Here is a 16,956-nt window from a genome sequence, read left to right on the forward strand (position 1 = left end):
AGGCGGGAGCAACGGTCGAGGAAGAACCGAAGCTTTCGCGAACAGGTTGTTGAACGCGTGCGCTTACCTTAAATTGGGAATAGCTGGGGGCAAAATGTCTGCTAAAATTCCCGCCGAAAAAAGACGGGGGATATATGGGTGATCCAGCGGAAATTGGGGTAGTCCTCGCAGAGGCGCGCAGGAGGTGGACTCAGAAGGATTTGGCCGAGCAGTTGGGCGTGGATGCCAAGACGGTCTCGCGGTGGGAAAATGGAAAGATCACGCCCCCTGCGATGGTGGGTCTTGCTCTTCGGGAGCTCCTTCGACAGCGTCATGACGAGAGCGCTGTTTCGGGTCGGGCGGACGGGGGTAATTCCGGCGAGTTCACGTTCATCGACCTTTTCGCTGGTATCGGTGGAATCCGATTGGGCTTTGAACGCGCGGGGGGACGCTGCGTGTTCACCAGTGAATGGAATACGTGGTCGCAGAAGACGTACTTGGCAAATTTCGGAGATGAGCATGCGATCAGTGGCGACATCACGAAGATCGAGGCCGCTGATATTCCAGACCATGACGTTCTTCTGGCAGGTTTCCCCTGCCAGCCTTTCAGCATTGCAGGTGTTTCCAAGAAGAACGCCTTAGGGCGTCCGCATGGCTTCGAATGCACGACTCAAGGCACGCTCTTTTTCGACGTCGCTCGCATCCTTGCTGAAAAGCGTCCCAAAGCCTTTCTTCTCGAGAACGTTAAGAACTTGGTCTCTCACGACGGAGGTAATACGTTCAAGGTAATCGTCGAGACACTGCGCGACGAGTTGAACTACACCGTCGAGGCTAGGGTTATTGACGCCCGGTTCTTTGTCCCGCAGCACCGCGAGCGCATCGTCATCGTGGGTTTTCGTGAAGACACGGGCTTTTCTTTTGATGACCTGAAGATTCCTGCGACAGGTCCGAGGCTGTCATCGATTCTCCATCCGGAGGATGGAACCGAAGCGCCTGACGGCGTTTACACCACTGGACCTAAAGGACAGGTTTCACCGAAATACGTCTTAACGGATAAGCTATGGGCATATCTTCAGGCGTACGCGGAGAAGCATCGCGCTGCGGGTAACGGTTTCGGCTTCGGATTGGTTGGCCCGGGTGACGTTTCTCGAACACTCTCTGCGCGTTACTACAAAGATGGGTCAGAGATTTTGGTCTCTCGCGGAAAGGGAAAGAATCCGCGGCGTCTTACACCCCGCGAGTGCGCCAGACTGATGGGTTTCCCAGATGACTGGAAGATCCCGGTATCGGACACGCAGGCTTACCGGCAATTCGGCAATGCCGTAGCGGTACCGGTTTTTGAGGCCGTCGCTGCGTTGATGAAACCGCATGTCCTTTCTCTCATCGAGAACGAAGCCGGCATTCCCCGGCTGTTTGCCGCCTGATGACCGACATAGTCTCGCCCGACGTCCGTTCGAAGATGATGGCGGGAATTCGGGGCCGAGATACTAAGCCGGAGATCTCTCTCCGGCGAGGACTCCATTCCCTTGGCCTGCGCTTCCGCCTTCACCGGCGGGAGCTGCCGGGGAGCCCCGATCTGGTTTTTCCGAAGTACCGCGCTGTTGTTTTTGTGAATGGGTGCTTCTGGCATGGACACGGATGCAGTCTGTTCCGCCTCCCGGCAACACGGACGGACTTCTGGGCCGCGAAGATTCAGGCCAACCGAGACCGCGACGCCCAAGTCATAGCTGATCTTGCGAACCTAAGTTGGCGCACAGCAGTCGTCTGGGAGTGTTCGATCCGCGGGAAAGGCAGGGTGCCCTTGGATGCCATTTGCCAGCAGATCGCTGCGTGGCTTCCTTGTGACAGCCCGTTCCTCGAGATCCGAGGAATGGACCAGCCTTCGACTGTCGCATAAGATGATTCCTCCTTCATAGGAGGAAGGGCATGAAGAAGGGTTATCTCTCCCAGTACTTCTCCGGCGTTGCGGTAAAAACGCTCTCCGCGGTTGAGGCTGATCTCGTGCGTAGCCATCAGCACGAATTTAACGGCGTCGAGGGGCTGAAGAAGGTTTTGGGCCAAGCGACAGGAAGGAAAACTTTTCCCGCACGCTTTGTGTACTTATGCGATCACGATGAGGAAGCCGTGACCGCAGACGGATTCCTCACTTGGTACGACGCTCGTGAGGCACACCCAACGCGGAGTGAGCATCGTCTCTATTTTCCGACGACCGCCGTATCACTGTGTGCGGCAGCGGGTGATCTCCTCGTTATCGGGCTGCGTACTGATGGGTCCGCTCTCGTCGTTATTGCGGAGGGTGGCTCCACAGTCGCCAATCAGATCCGGTGGCTCTTTGGTTTTTCCGACCTGGCTCATCCAGGTTTCTCGGTCAAGGCCGAGGTCGAAAGCGACCAGGTAAAGCTCGAGTTTGCTGCCAATCTGGTTCTCGACGAGATTGGCGTTGAACGAGAGATGCCTGCCGAGGCGGAGACGTTCCTTGACCTTATTTTGCGGACTTTCGGCGAGAACTTTCCGCCTACTCGGGAATTCTCCGAGTTCGCTCGGAGCACCGTAGATCTTGACCCGAGGGATGATCCAGACGTAGTCCTTGTGTCATGGATGGACCGCGAGGAGGTGTTATTCAGGGCTCTCGAACGTTATCTGATAGGTCAACGTCTTCGTCGAGGGTTCGACGATGACGTTGATCACTTCATGTCCTTCTCTCTATCAGTGCAGAACCGCCGAAAGAGCCGTGTAGGGGCGGCTCTTGAGAACCATCTGGAGGAAGTATTCCTGCGGTGCGGTGTGCGCTATGACAGAACAAAAGTCACTGAAAACAAGAGCAAACCTGATTTTCTCTTTCCCGGAGTGGACGCGTATCGTGACCCTGCTTTCCCGCCTAATCATCTCACCGTACTTGGCGTTAAGACCACCTGCAAGGATCGGTGGCGCCAAGTGCTTGCGGAAGCAGACAGGATCGATGAGAAGCATCTGCTGACCCTTGAGCCGGGTATTTCGGAGAGCCAGACCGACGAAATGCGCTCCAAACGTCTCTCCTTGGTTGTTCCAGCCGGGGTTCAGGTTTCTTACAAGCCCGTGCAGAGGAGCTGGCTGATGGACGTCTCCTCGTTTGTAGGTCTTGTACTCGATCGGCAGCAGCTCTAGATCTCCGGGTGACTTCCTAGGCAGGTGCTGCTTCTGTTGGATAGCCGAGGATGGATGACGGCAGAAGCAGGATTTTCCGCAGGGCTCTCGCAACGCCTGCGGTGATAACGGCCTTCATCGAGAAGTCCTCGCTTTCTTTCTCCGAAGGCAGGGGTCGTGCGTTCGAATCGCGCCGGGCGCGCCAATTCTCCGAAAGGGCCGGATCACCTCGATCCGGCCCTTTTGTTTTGGGCCGGCCGGCTGCCCGGGCGCCGTTTGCGCCGGACCGACGGATACCGCCCTCTCGCCCGTCGCGCCGCGGCCGCCCGAAACGCACAGGTCACCTACCGAGAACCGCCGCGATACGCTGCCAGCGGAGACCATCACCCTTCTTCACACCTGCGCTACGACGCTTCGGCGGCAGGATCGAGGCAGCGACGCACCTTGGCCAGCAGGCGTGCCTGATCGACCGGTTTGACGATGAAGTCAAGCGCACCGGCCTCTTTCGACTGGATCACAATGCCGCGCTCGCTGTGCCCGGTCATGACGAGAATCGGAATGCCCGCGAGTTGCTCGACGGACTTGAGGTGGCGCATGGCCTCTATGCCGCTCAGACCGGGCAGTTCGATATCCATCAGGATGAGATCCGGATGATGTCTGTGCACCATGCCCAGCGCCTCCGGTCCGGAAGCGGCGAATAGCGCCTGCATGTCGTTCCTGACCAGCCAGTCGCCGATCAGCTTGCGCTGGAACTCGTCGTCATCGACGATCAGGACGACCGGGCGAAGCTGACCGATGACTTCGGACAGGACCTGCGCCGACTCCAGTTGCGGCGACAGCGCCTGCCTGTACTCGGTCACCCAATCCACCGCCTGCCCCATCGTTTCGGTAGCGCTGCGCAACTGCGGGTCGATGCCTTCGCTGCGCAGTTGATCGACCTCGTGCGCGACCTTCGGGATGTCGCCCGCCTGGATGACCGATCTGTCGGCCAGCGTTTTCGGGAATCGCGCCAGCGCGGCGCCGATGCGGTCGCCCGCCTCGTCGAGCGAGCGCCTGACCTGACTCATCTGGTCCTGTCCGCGCGACATGTAACGTTCGAGCGTCGTTTCCAGTTCCGCGATGCGCCGCATGTGCTCGGCAAGCTCGCTCTGGCTGATCGGCAGCGAACGCTCGAACTCGATCTGGCGCAGCGCGTGGAAGACCGACATCGGCAGCCGCGGCGTGTCGTGGGTCAGCGGCCAGAACAGGATGTAGTCGTCGAAGTACTCGCGCTTGCACAGTTCGTAGACCCGCTTCAGGTCGTCCTTGTCACAGAGGATGACAGTGCGGTGAGGAATCGCCTGCACCACCGTGCTCAGGCGATAGAGGCCGAGGTAATAGCGCTCGGCTTTCTCCAACGAGTTGAACGCGAGCAGCAGCACGTCGGGCTTGATCCGCTCAAAGTCCTCGATGCTGCGGTCCGGATCGGTCGACAGGAATATCTTCTCGAACTCGTCGCGCAGCAGCCTGCGCACCAGTTCGGCGTCGCTGACGATATCGCTCGCCACCAGAATGCGGACGTCTTCCTTGTTCAAGATCTGTTCACCAGGTGCGTTCGTCGAGCCTCCCATTCGGCCATCCATTCCGGCAGGCGATCGGCGGGCATCGGTCGTGCGATGAAATAGCCCTGCGCGACGTCGCAGCCAAGATCGCGCAGACACGCCCAGTCGCCCGCCGTCTCGACGCCTTCCGCCACACTGCGCAGGCCGAGCTGGCGGGCCATGCCCAGATTCGCGCGCAGAATGGCGAGCAGTTCCGCGTTCTCGCCGGCGCCACGCACGAAGCTACGGTCGAGCTTGAGTTCGTCGAACGGAATGTCCCGCAGTTGCGCCAGCGACGAAAAGCCGGTGCCGAAATCGTCGATCGACAGCCCGATGCGCTTCAGGCGCAGCCGCGACACGATGTCGAGCAAGGACAGCGTGTCGTGCATCAACTGGCTCTCGGTCACTTCCAGCACCAGTTGCGCGATCGGCACGCCGGCGCGCGCGGCGGCACCGGCCACCCGGTCGGGGAAGTCCAACGCGACCAGATTGTCCATCGACACATTGATCGCGCAGCGCAGATCGAGCCCGCTCTCATTCCACGAGCGCGTGTCGCGCAGCGCAACGTGCAGCACGGCATCGGTCAGCTCCTCGATAACGCCGCCGCTCTCGGCCGCCGCGATGAACTGGTCAGGAAACACCAGCCCATCCTGCGCATGCGCCCACCGCACCAGCGTCTCCACGCCCACCACCCGTGCATCGGAAAAGGCGACCTTCGGCTGGTAGTGATTGACGAGCTGTCCCTGCCGCACGCCCTGACGCAGTTCGGCCGCCTCATAGCGCTTGCGAAACTCGGGCTCGGCCCGAGCGGCACCGGCCGCCGCCGGCTGCAGCAGCGCGCGGATCGATTCCAGCGCCACCGGCTTGCGCAGCGTGCCCAAGACCTGTAGCTGACGTGCGCTCGCCAGGCGACGGACCGAATCGAGCACACGCACGTCCTCGCCGCTGATCAGGACCAGACCACCGCGATAGCCGTGCCGGGAGAGGTGGCGCAGGAACTCGACGCCATCCATGCCCGGCATGTTGAGGTCGCAGAACAGCACATCCACACTGTCGATCTGCCCGTCTATCAGCGTCAGCGCGGCGCTCGCGCTCTCACAGGCAAGCACCCCATCAACCCCCAGCTGGGTCAGCTGGCGCGTCAGCAATCGCAGCGTGAAGCGGTCATCGTCGACGATCAGCACCCTCATGCCTGCGGCCTCCCCGAAAGTGTGTCGTCGAGGTGATTGCGTATTGCCTCTTCGGCGCGAGCCTGGATCGAATCCAGTCGCTTCACGCCCTGCTTGAGGTAAGCGATGCGCCCGCTCCTCGCTGCCCGCTCAAACGTACCGCAGCACTCGGCCAGCTCAAGCGCACCGACCGAGCGGGCGGACGATTTCAGCTTGTGCGCAACATGTGCAGCCCGCGCGCAATCTCCCACTTCGCAGGCCTGACGAAGCTCGCCCCACTGCGGCAAGGTCGTATCGAGATAGAAGGCGAGCAGGTCGCGGATCGACTCGTCGTCGTCGCCGATGATGGCGCGCATCGCATCCACGTCGAACACCGGCAAGTCGACCGGTTGATCCGATTCCGGCTCGGTGCCCACAATGACCTGTTCGATCGCCACACGCAACTGTTCGAGCTTGAGCGGTTTGGTCAGATAGTTGTCAAAGCCCACCGCCCGTGCACGCTCGTGTTCTCCACGCAATGCGTTCGCGGTCAGCGCAATGATGGGTATGCGCCCTCCTTGCGCATCTCGCCCGGCCGCCGCCTCTTCGGCACGGATCGCACGCACGAGGGCATAACCATCCATCTCGGGCATGTGCAGATCGGTCAACAGCATCGCGTAGCGCGAACGCCGCCACATCGCCAGCGCCTCGGCGCCGTTCTGCGCGATTTCGGCCGTTCGCCCGAGCAATGCCAGCTGCTGCAAGATGACCTTGCGGCTGGTCGCATCGTCCTCGGCCACCAGGATGAGCTCGCCACTGGCACGCGCCTGCTCGACCGTCGGCGCCGCAGGTGCGTCGGGCACGCCGCTGGCCTGCTGCTCGTGCAGCACCTCGGGCGACTCCCGGCCGGTGGCTATCGCCACCGCCTGCAGCAGCGAGCGCCTGCGCAGCGCCGAGTAGTCGAGACTCACCTTGTCGGCGTCCGCAATGCGCGCACGACGGCGACGACCGCGGGTGATCAGGAGCTGACGCACCTTCGTCTTCGTACCATCGCCGACGTCCAGCGGAAGGGTCGCTCGCTCGACCGCCCGGACGACCACTACGTCCAGGCCGCCGTCGCGTGCCCGGAGCACGGCTTCGGATTCGTCGGCCACATCGTCCACCCGGGCTCCTGCATGCAGCAGGTAGTCGGCGAAGCCGGGGTCGTTCAGCACCCGGTCGACAACGATGCAGTGCGTGCCGCGCAGGTCTGGATAGTTCGGCGCCGGCATCTCCGGCGGCAGCAGGAAAGGAAGACAGGCAACGAAGGTCGAGCCCCGACCGGGTGCGCTGACCACCTGGATGTCGCCGCCCATCAGCTCGATCAGTCGCCGACAGATGGTCAGTCCCAAACCGGTCCCGCCGTAGCGGCGCGAGGCCGAATTCTCGCCCTGGTTGAACGGACGAAACAGCTGCTGCAACGTTTCCGGCGTCATACCGATGCCGTTGTCGACCACGGTGAACGCCAGCCGAAGCGGCGACGCCTCGGCCCGCGTCACCCGCAATGCGACCTGCCCCTGCGGCGCACTTCGGCCCGCCGAGAACTTGATCGCATTGCCGACCAGGTTGTACAGCACCTGGCGCAGGCGCACCGCATCACCGAGCACACACTCAGGCACCTCGGGCGAGACGATCACGCGGAGCTCGACTCCGGAGCGTTCGGCCAGCGGTAGCAAGGCATCGCACACCCCCTCGGCGAGATCGACCACCGACAGCGGCTCGGACAAAATCTCCAGCCGCCCAGCCTCGATTTTCGAGAAATCGAGGATGTCGTCGATCAGCCCCAGCAAGGTCTGGCCGGACTCGCGTGCGGTGCGGATCATGTCGGCCTGCTGTGCCGTGAGCGGGCTATGCGCCATCACCTCCAGCATGCCCAGCACACCATTCATCGGTGTGCGGATCTCGTGGCTCATGTTGGCGAGGAAGGCGCTCTTTGCCCTGCTTGCCTCCTCCGCCTGCTGCTGGGCGACGCGCAGTTCGGCGGTCCGAGCGACCACCAGCTCCTCCAGGTGATCCTTGTAGCGGAGCACCTCGTTCTCCGCCTCATGCCGGCTCGTCACGTCCGTCCACGCACCGACGATGCGCATCGGTTCGCCGTCGGCGTCGCGCTCCACCCTCATGTGATCGTTAATCCAGATCCAGCGCCCGTCAGCGCCGCGGAAGCGGTACTCGTGCACGACGTGCCCGGTGCGCAACACCTCTCGCGTGTGGGCAATCGCTCCTTCGCGATCGTCCGGGTGCACATTCCCGCGCCACCAGTCCGGCGTGCGTGTCTGTTCGACCGAGTAGCCGAACAGCCACTCGATGTTGTCGCTCACCCACTCCGGCTCTACCCGTTCGCCTTCGACCGCCAGCGCATAGGTAACGCCCGGGCTCACGCTCAGGTAATGGCTCAGGCGCGTGGCGACGGTGCGAAGCTCGTCCTCGACGCGCTTGCGTTCGCTGATGTCCGTCATGCCGCCCAGCATGCGCGTCGGATGACCGTCCGGGTCGCGGATGACGTAACCGCGGTCGACGACGTAGGCGTAGCTGCCGTCGAGGCGGCGGAAACGGTAGCTGTCCGACCACTGCTCACCGCCGTCGTCGATCACACGATGAATACCCTCGGTTACCCGATCGAGGTCGTCCGGGTGAATGCGCGAAGTCCACGACGAGATGGCCTTCTCGATCGTCAGAAGGTCGTAGCCGAACAGCTTCTCGAAACCGTCGTTCCACCACAGCGTGTCGTAGCGGAGATCCCAGTCCCAGATGGCATCGTTGGTCGCGCGCGACAGCCGACGGAAGCGCTCCTCGCTGTCGCGCACCGCCTGTTCGGTCATCTTGCGCTCGGTGATGTCGCGCTCGATCGCCAGCCAGTGCGTATAGAAGCCGTGTTCGTCGGTGATCGGCACAATGTCCAGCTCGAGCCAGATCATCTCGCCGTTCTTGCGGTAGTTGATCACCTGCTCGCGTGCCGGCTGCCATTGCGCCAACGCATCGCGCAGACGGCTGCGCACCTCGGGCTGGGTGGCCGGCCCCTGCAGCATGCGCGGCGTCATGCCGAGTGCCTCTTCGCGCGTGAAACCGGTGATGCGTTCGAAGGCCTCGTTCACGAAGTGGATGCGCGGCCCGTCCGGCGTGCCTATCCCATCGGTGCCGGTGATCATGACAATGTCACCCATGCGCGCGATGCACATTTCGAGCAGGCGCAACTGCTCCTCGTCCTTGTGCCGCTGCGACACGTCGAAAATGACGCCCTCGATGCTCCGCACCTGGCCGTCGGTATCGCGTATCCCCTGCCCGCGTTCCCACACCCAGCGTTCGCCGCCATCGGCGGCAAAGATGCGGTAGGTCAGTTCGAACGCCCGGCGCTCGTCCAGCGCGCGCGACACGTCCTGTTGGACCCGCAGGCGGTCGGCCGGGTGTATCAGTTCAACGTAACGCCTGTGCTCGATGCCGACCAGTTCGGCCGGCGCATAACCGGTCAGCGCATGGGCACCATCGCTGACGAATTCCATTGTCCAGCCGGCATCGGGTCGGCAGCGATAGACCATGCCGGTCAGGTTGCTCATCAGAGTCAGCATTTCGCGCCGACTTTCCTGCAGCGCTTCGTCCGCCCGCTTGCGTTCCGAAATGTCCTGGAAGGCGCCCTGCACACGCACGATCTCGCCGCGCTCGTTGCGCACTGCCTCACCTATCGTGCGCACCCAGAGCACCTGCCCGTCGCGGCCGGCCGCCTGCAGCTCGACGTCGAACGGCACGCCGGTCTGCATGCAGCGCTCGAACACCTCGCGGATCCGCGGCTGGTGCTCGGGGACGTAGAGCTTCAGCCCCTCGGCCGCCACCGGCATCTGCGACGACTGCAGCCCGAACAGGTCGCGCGCCTCGTCCGACCAGATCATCGCAAGGCCCGGTACGTCTATCGTCCACGCACCCATCCGGCTGACGCGCGAGGCCATCGCCAGCAGGGCCTGGCTCTGCCGCAGCCGCGCCTCGGCTTCGCGCTGCTGTGTGATGTCCTCTGCGACACCAATGATGCTGTGCGCGGTACCGTCCGCGTCGCGCTGCATGGACACGCTCATGCGCACCCAGACGATACGGCCATCGGCGGCGATGCAGCGCTTCTCGATGACGAAGCTGTCACGCACGCCGCCATGAACCTCGTCCATCAGCGCACGATTGCGTGCCAGGTCGTCGGCGTGCGTGATCGACAACAAGGTGCGCGCCTGCAGTTCCTCCTCGCTGTACCCAAGCATGCGCCGGTACGCCGCGTTGGTGGCGATGAAGCGGCCCTCCAGTGTAGTGATCGCGATGCCGGTCGCGGCGTCCTCGAACACCTTGCGAAAGCGTGCTTCGGTCGCCGCGATCGCCTCGCGCGCACGCTCCCGCTCGGTGATGTCCATCACCATGCCAAGCCGGCGCTCGGGGCGACCTTCGACGTCGAAGAGCACCTTGCCGCGCTCGTACATCCAGCGGATTTCGCCATCGGGGCGGCGGATGCGATAGGTGTTCTCGATCACCGGCGCTTCGGGCGTCGCATCCGTGTTCGCGCCGGCCACGCGTGCACGGTCTTCGGGCAACACCATGTCGAGGAAGGCATCCATTGTCCCGGCAAACGCCTCGGGTGCGATGCCAAACAGCCGGCAGGTCTGTTGCGTCCAGGTCAGGCGGCCACTCGCCAAGTCGAAATCCCAGCTGCCCATGGAGGCGATCGCCTGCGCCTCATCGAGCTGAACGCGCATGCGCTCCGCCTGACGCTGCGCACACTTCTGGACGGTGATGTCGGTGTGTGTGCCGACCATGCGCAGCGGCTTGCCCTCGGCATCGCGCACCATTACCTTGCCGCGATCGAGTATCCAGCGATCGCTGCCGTCGCTTGCCCGCATCCGGAACACGGCTTCGTAGAAAGGAGTGCGGTCCGCCAGGTGCTCGCCTACGCAGTGCAGCGTCGGTTCGAGATCATCCGGGTGCACGCGCGACGACCAGGCCTGCAGCGTGTGTGGAATGTCCTCCGGCGCGTGGCCGAGCATGGTGCACCAGCGGTCGGAGAAGTACACCTCGTCGGTCAGCAGATTCCAGTCCCACACACCCTCGTCGCTGGCTTCGAGGGCGAACTGCCAGCGCTCCTCCAGCGCCTTCAGTGCGGCTTCGGTCCGGGCCTGCACGTCCAGCTGGCGGCGCAGCCGCATCTGCGTCATCACTTGGTCAGCCAGCGTGCGCAGCGCACGCCGCTGACGGTCATCGAGGCGGCGAGGCATCCAGTCGATCACGCACAGCGTACCCAGCACCTCACCATCGGGCGTGAGCAGCGGAGCACCTGCGTAGAAACGGATGCCCGGCTCGCCGGTGACCAGCGGATTGTCGGCGAAGCGCGGATCGAGCGTCGCGTCAGTGACCTCCAGCAGATCGGGGGCGTGCAGGGCATGGGCGCAGAACGCGATGTCGCGCGACGTATGCGTAACCTCGATGCCGACGCGCGACTTGAACCACTGGCGCGTGCCGTCAACCAGCGACACGAGGGCGACCGGCGTCCCGCACAGCTCGGCGGCCAGGCGTGTGATGTTGTCGAACGCCGCCTCCGGCGGCGAGTCGAGGATATCGAGTTCGCACAGAGCACGGATACGCGCCGACTCGTTGGCGGGAGGGGCTGCTTTCATCGGTCAGTAAGGCGAATGCGTGCTACGGCCACGAAGTGGGCGGAGGGGGCCCTGCTGAATACGGACACTACGCTAAGACGGCCGGGCCATCATGAACAGGGCGAACCGAACGCATTTGCGATTCATCGAGGGTGGAGGCGCTCACCGGCCTGACGCGATTTACGGCCGTCACGGTCGGAACTTTGTCAGCGACTGTGTCCACCGCCCCTCGCCAAGGCGAGGGCAAGTCGGTCTGGCGGACACAGTCGGCGCACGGCGTCGCCGATGGCGCGCCACACGCGTGCGCTACCATCCGGGCGACGGGTCTTCAGAACGGAGTCTGGATACGAATGAGTGGCAGCCAAGAGGGCCTCTCGGGAGGGCGGTGGATCCTGCTCGCGCTGCTCGCTGTCTGCGTGCTCGACATCCGGCTTTTCATGTTCGTCGATGCGGCACGCACGGAAACGCTGGAGCGCGCGCTCGATACGCTGCACGTGAGCGCCGAAGTGGTCGCGCGGCGCATGGATCAGCACCTGGCCACCTACGACCGGCTTCTGTCCGGCATTGCCGAGGGTGTCCGGCTTCACGGCGGCATGTCGACCGCACCCGATCTTGCCCTGCACCGGCTTCTGGTCAGGCGACACGCCCTCAATCCGGAGTTGCGGTCGCTTTTCCTGGTGCGGCACGACGGCACCGTGGCAGCAATGTCGCTCAGCTTTCCGGCACCGCAACTCGATGTATCGGCGCGGGACTACTTTCAGGCGCAATCGGGATCGGGCGCCGACGAGCACCGCCTTTTCGTTGGGCCGGCCATCATCAGCAAGCTGACCGGCAAGCACATCTTTCCGCTCAGCCGGCGGGTCGAGAACGATGGCAACCGCTTTCTCGGCGTAGCGGCCGCTGCCGTCGATCCGGAACTGCTGACGACCTTGTTGATCGAGCAGGGACTGCCGGCCGGCTACACGCTGTCGGTCTTCCTGCGCGATGGGCATCGACTTGCCTGCCTGCCTCGCCGCGCCGACTGCGTCGAGAGCACAGCCGCCGACACGCCCTTGTTCCGCACGCTTCTGCCCGCAGCCGCCGACGGTCTGTTCGCGCGCCAGCGCCTGCTCGACGAGCCCGCCGGTCCGGCTGCCTACGCCACCTCCAATGCCTATGGAATCATCGTCGCCGCGACCGCGGATGAGCGCGTGCTGCTGCAGTCGTGGCGGCGCAATCTGGGCAGTTACGTCACGCTGGCGGCAGCGAGCAACCTCGCGTTCGCGGGGCTGGCCTGGTTCGCCTTCCGTCAGTTCCGGCGCCGCCGACTGGCGCTGCAGCAGCTGGCCGATGCAAACCAGGAACTGGAGAACCGCGTCGCCCGCCGCACGGATCAGCTGCGACGCAGCGAAGATCGCGCTCGGACCTTCATGAACACGGCACGTGATGCCGTCGTCGTGATCGACAGCAACAGCTGCATCGTCGAGTTCAATCGCGCGGCCGAAGCCCTGTTCGGCTATCGCGCAGAGGAGGTCGCGGGGCGTCGTCTCGACATGCTGATGCCGCCCGCCCAGGCGCCGGCGCACCGCCAGCATGTGCAGGCGGCGAATGCATCGGTCGACGCGCGCGCGATGAACCGGGGGCGCGAGGTGACGGGCCGGCACAAGGACGGCCACGAATTCCCGATCGACGTTACCGTCGGCAGCGCAGGCGAAGGTCCGCAGAGCGTCCACGTCGGCATCATTCGCGATATCAGCGAGCGCAAGGTCATGGAGCGCGAACTGCAGCGACAGGCGTCGACCGACGGTCTGACCGGCGTGCTCAATCGCCGCGCCTTCACCGCAGAAAGCGAGCGGCTGATATCGGTCGCGTTGCGCCACGGGCGGCCGCTGAGCCTGATGGTGATCGACGCCGACCACTTCAAGAAGGTGAACGACGTGTTCGGCCACCCGACCGGCGACGCCGTGCTGAAGGCGCTCGCGCTCACGCTCGCACAGGCGCTGCGCACCAGCGACGTGCTCGGCCGTCTCGGCGGCGAGGAGTTCGGCATCGTGCTGCCGGAAACCGATGCCACCGGCGCGCACGAGGTCGGCGAGCGACTGCTGCAGGCGGTACGCGAGCGCCGGATCGAACACGACGGCCACACGCTGAACATCACCGTGAGCATCGGTGCGACCGTGCTCGGTGCCGGCGACGACAGCTTCGAATCGGCCTTCCTGCGTGCCGACCGGGCACTTTACGAGGCGAAGCACGGAGGACGGGATCGCGCCGTGCTGAAGCTTGGCGGCCAGCCGACCGGCTGATGTGCGCCGGCCGCTGTTAGCGGGCGAAGCGCGCCGCAGTGGCAGGACGAAGCAGCCGTCAGCCCGGGAAGCCGGCGGCGGCGCGCAAGGGCGCGGCGGAAGGATGGGGTTGGTCCGACAGCAGGTCGGTCGCCCCGATGCGTGCCGCGAGCCATTGCGTGGCGTCGTTCGCGGCCAGCGGGCGCGACCACAGATAGCCCTGACCCTTGTTGCAGTCCAGCGTCGCCAGCAGCGCCGCCTGGCCTTCGGTTTCGATGCCTTCGGCGGTCGTGCTCATGCCGAGACTGCGGGCAACGCGCACGGTGGCTTCTATCAGTACCCGCTTGTGCAGATTGCTCTCCGCGTCGGCGACAAAGGAGCGATCGATCTTGACCGTGTCGATCGGCAGCTGGCCGAGACAGGCCAGCGAGGAATAACCGGTGCCGAAATCGTCCAGCGCGAGCGCGAGGCCGAGCGCCTTCAGTTCGAGCAGGCGGGCGCGTATGTCGTCGCCCTGGGCCGCCATGCTCTCCGTCACCTCCAGCTGCAGTGCCTGCGCCGGCAGACGGCTCGATTCGAGCACGCGCGCGACCTGATCGGTGATGGCGGCGTCCTGCAGTTGTGCACGCGACAGATTGACCGACACCATCGCGGGCGCCAGCGCGCCGAACTGGCGCTGCCACGTCGCCAACTGACGGCACGCCGAATCGAGCACGAACTCGCCGACAGCGCCGATCAAGCCGCACTCCTCGGCAATCTCGATGAATTCGACCGGCGATACCAGACCGCGCTGCGGATGCTGCCAGCGGACCAGCGCCTCGAAGCCGGCGACGCGACCGTCGGTCAGCTCGACGATGGGCTGATAGACGACGAACAGTTCGTCCTGTTCGAGGGCCCGTCGCAGTTCCAGTTCGAGTGCGCCGCGACGGGTTGCGATGTCCTTGATCGACGGCGTGAACAGCACGTGACGCCCGCCGCCGGCGCGCTTCGCCTCCTGCATGGCGAGGCTCGCGTCCTGCAGCAGCGCGTTCGCTTCGGCGGCGGCGTGTATGCCGGCGACGACGCCGATGCTGGCGGAGATATGCACCTCGACGCTGTCGATCAGATAGGGGCGGGACAGCGTGTCGATCAGCCGCTGCGCAATGCTGTGCACGTCCTCGCTGTCGCGCAGACCGTCGAGCAGCACGACAAATTCGTCGCCGCCGAGGCGGGCCGTCGTGTGCAGCGGCTCCTGCGCCGGACCGACGGCGTCGCGCTGACGCACGGTGCCATTCAGCCGCTCGGCCACCATGCGCAGCAGCCGGTCGCCCCCCGCCTGCCCGAGCGTCAGATTGACGCGATTGAAACGGTCGCAGTTGATGAACAGCACGGCAAAGGTAGGCGCACCACCGGCGTCGGGGCGCGCCAGCGCCTGCTGTATCCGCTCCAGCACGGCGGAGCGGTTGGGCATCAGCGTCAGGCTGTCGGTGCGCGACGCGTCGCGCATCCGCGAGGCCAGACGCTGCTGTTCCAGTTCCACCTCGTGCGTCACGTCATTGACGCAGCCCATGATGGTGTGGGCGTCGAGCCGCAGCAGACTGATGCCGAGCACGCGCCGGCCACCGGCCGTCGACCGCACCGGCATGCGCAGCCCCTCGCACACCAGCGCACCCGGCTCGACGGCGGCGTCGGCCATGGCGCGCAGATCGGGCGCCACCTCGTCCAGCACCTCGAACAGATTGTCCAGATTGCCCTGCCGCGCCAGCGGCATCAGCAACTGCGCCGAGCGCGGATTCATCATCGTCACCGTGCCGTCGGGCCGGATCTGCAGCAGGCCGATCGGCGCCTGGTAGAGGAACTGGATCAGCGCCTCGTAAGCGGGCGGCTGCAGATCCTCAGGGTCGCTGTCCGGCTTCATCGGACGACCGCCGACTGAAGCGCCGGTTGCCAGCGCTCTACCCGGTTGCGGCCGCCGGCCTTGGCCGCATAGAGCGCCTCGTCGGCACGCTGCATCAGGGCATCGAAATCGCTCACGTCGGCGTCCATCGCCGCGACGCCTGCGCTGACGGTGTAGCGCACGACCTGGCCGCCGACCTCCACCGCCTGCGTCGCAAGCAGCTGGCACAGGCGCTGGGCGACGATCTCTGCGCCCTCCAACGTGGTGTCCGGCAGCAGCACGACGAATTCCTCGCCACCGAAGCGCGCGAGCACGTCCATCGCGCGGAAGGTCGCGGTCATGCCGGCGGCGAGATGGCGCAGTACGGCGTCGCCAGCAGCGTGTCCATACTGGTCGTTGATCCGCTTGAAATGGTCGGCGTCTATCATCACCAGCGACAGCGGCCGCGGGAAGCGCGCCCAGCGCTGCATCTCCAGCTCGACCGCCTCGACGAAGGCGCGGCGGTTCAGCAGGCCGGTCAGGTGATCGCAGGACACCGCCTTCAGCAACGCTTCCGCCGCCTCGCGCCGGTCGGACACATCGCGAATGATGAGGCTGTAGGCACGTTCGTCGGTCGGCTCGCCATCGCGGTCATGCAGTGGCGCGATCAGGCAGCTGCCCCAGTAGCGACCGCCGTCGGCGCGCACGCACCATCCTTCGTCCAGGCTCCAGCCGGTGCGGTCGGCCTCGTGCAGCCGGTCGAGCACGCGCTGTTCGGAAATCGCGTCTTCAGGGTAGAACATCGACAGGCTGCGGCCGGTCACCTGCTCCTCGGTGAAGCCGGTGATGCGGGCGATGCTCGGGTTCCAGTCCTGCACGCAGCCATGTTGGTCGAGCGACACCAGGGCGTAGTCGGTCAGGCCGATCGCCAGCGTGTTGATCCAGGCCTGGCTCTGGCGCAGTTCGCGGTCCCGGCGGACCGACTGCGTCACGTCGGAAATGACGGCCATCAGCCGCTCGGCGTCGAGCTTGAGCAGTGTCAGCGCCAGCACCTGGCTCTGTCTGCGACCGGGCTGACCGGTCGCGATCGGCACCTGCAGCGCGTCGCACACCGTGCCGTGCACGTCCGGAAAATCCTGCACCCGCTGTCGCAGGTCGGGCACCACGGCTTCCAGCGCGGTGAACAGATTGGCCAGCTGGCCGTCCGGGGAGAGCGGCATCAGCAGCTGCGCGCACAGCGGATTGATCATCGTGATCTCGCCATCCGCCAGCGTCTGTACAAGGCCTATCGGCGCCATGTACATGAACTGCAGCAGCGCTTCGTATTCCTCTTCGACCGGTGCGCTCATGCGTGCT

9 protein-coding genes are annotated in these 16,956 nt (G+C 64.7%); 4 read left to right on the forward strand and 5 right to left on the reverse strand.

Features of this window, described 5'->3' with window-relative positions; all coding sequences use genetic code 11:
* Positions 1-134: 134 nt before the first annotated feature.
* Genes dcm through AC51BJ_RS15025 form a run of 3 tightly spaced genes read left to right on the forward strand, consistent with a single transcriptional unit; the run spans position 135 to position 3,123 of the window.
* Positions 135-1,403, forward strand: coding sequence for a DNA (cytosine-5-)-methyltransferase (gene dcm, locus AC51BJ_RS15015; RefSeq protein ID WP_496280758.1), 1,269 nt, complete (start codon positions 135-137; stop codon positions 1,401-1,403).
* A complete protein-coding gene (locus tag AC51BJ_RS15020; RefSeq protein WP_496280759.1) occupies positions 1,403-1,876 on the forward strand; it encodes a very short patch repair endonuclease in 474 nt (157 codons plus the stop codon). Before dcm ends, AC51BJ_RS15020 begins: the two co-directional genes overlap by 1 nt.
* A gap of 29 nt (positions 1,877-1,905) precedes the next feature.
* Positions 1,906-3,123, forward strand: coding sequence for a type II restriction endonuclease (locus AC51BJ_RS15025; protein ID WP_496280760.1), 1,218 nt, complete (start codon positions 1,906-1,908; stop codon positions 3,121-3,123).
* A gap of 383 nt (positions 3,124-3,506) precedes the next feature.
* On the opposite strand, the gene AC51BJ_RS15030 is transcribed toward AC51BJ_RS15025, so the two are convergent.
* The 3 genes from AC51BJ_RS15030 to AC51BJ_RS15040 are packed head-to-tail and all read right to left on the reverse strand — an operon-like array spanning position 3,507 to position 11,505.
* Positions 3,507-4,676 (reverse strand): response regulator, encoded by a 1,170-nt coding sequence (locus AC51BJ_RS15030; RefSeq protein WP_019915828.1) that lies wholly within the window; start codon positions 4,674-4,676, stop codon positions 3,507-3,509.
* Positions 4,673-5,872: an EAL domain-containing response regulator gene (locus AC51BJ_RS15035; RefSeq protein WP_019915830.1), complete on the reverse strand. Its 1,200-nt coding sequence runs from the start codon at positions 5,870-5,872 to the stop codon at positions 4,673-4,675. Before AC51BJ_RS15035 ends, AC51BJ_RS15030 begins: the two co-directional genes overlap by 4 nt.
* A complete protein-coding gene (locus tag AC51BJ_RS15040) occupies positions 5,869-11,505 on the reverse strand; it encodes a PAS domain-containing protein (protein WP_496280761.1) in 5,637 nt (1,878 codons plus the stop codon). Before AC51BJ_RS15040 ends, AC51BJ_RS15035 begins: the two co-directional genes overlap by 4 nt.
* Positions 11,506-11,834: 329 nt before the next feature.
* Between AC51BJ_RS15040 and AC51BJ_RS15045 the strand changes: the two genes are divergently transcribed.
* On the forward strand, positions 11,835-13,766 hold the full coding sequence (locus tag AC51BJ_RS15045; RefSeq protein WP_496280762.1) for a sensor domain-containing diguanylate cyclase: 1,932 nt from the start codon (positions 11,835-11,837) through the stop codon (positions 13,764-13,766).
* A 58-nt stretch (positions 13,767-13,824) separates the two neighbouring features.
* Here the strand turns inward: AC51BJ_RS15045 and AC51BJ_RS15050 are convergent, their stop codons facing one another.
* Together AC51BJ_RS15050 and AC51BJ_RS15055 are read right to left on the reverse strand one after the other, a co-directional pair.
* Positions 13,825-15,642 (reverse strand): putative bifunctional diguanylate cyclase/phosphodiesterase, encoded by a 1,818-nt coding sequence (locus AC51BJ_RS15050; RefSeq protein ID WP_496280763.1) that lies wholly within the window; start codon positions 15,640-15,642, stop codon positions 13,825-13,827.
* The gene (locus AC51BJ_RS15055) at positions 15,639-16,949 is read right to left on the reverse strand and encodes a sensor domain-containing diguanylate cyclase (protein ID WP_430432473.1); all 1,311 of its coding nucleotides are present in this window, start codon (positions 16,947-16,949) and stop codon (positions 15,639-15,641) included. The genes AC51BJ_RS15050 and AC51BJ_RS15055 overlap by 4 nt, the downstream gene beginning before the upstream one ends.
* Positions 16,950-16,956: the final 7 nt, after the last annotated feature.

This window comes from Methyloversatilis sp. S146-33, from assembly GCF_059552495.1.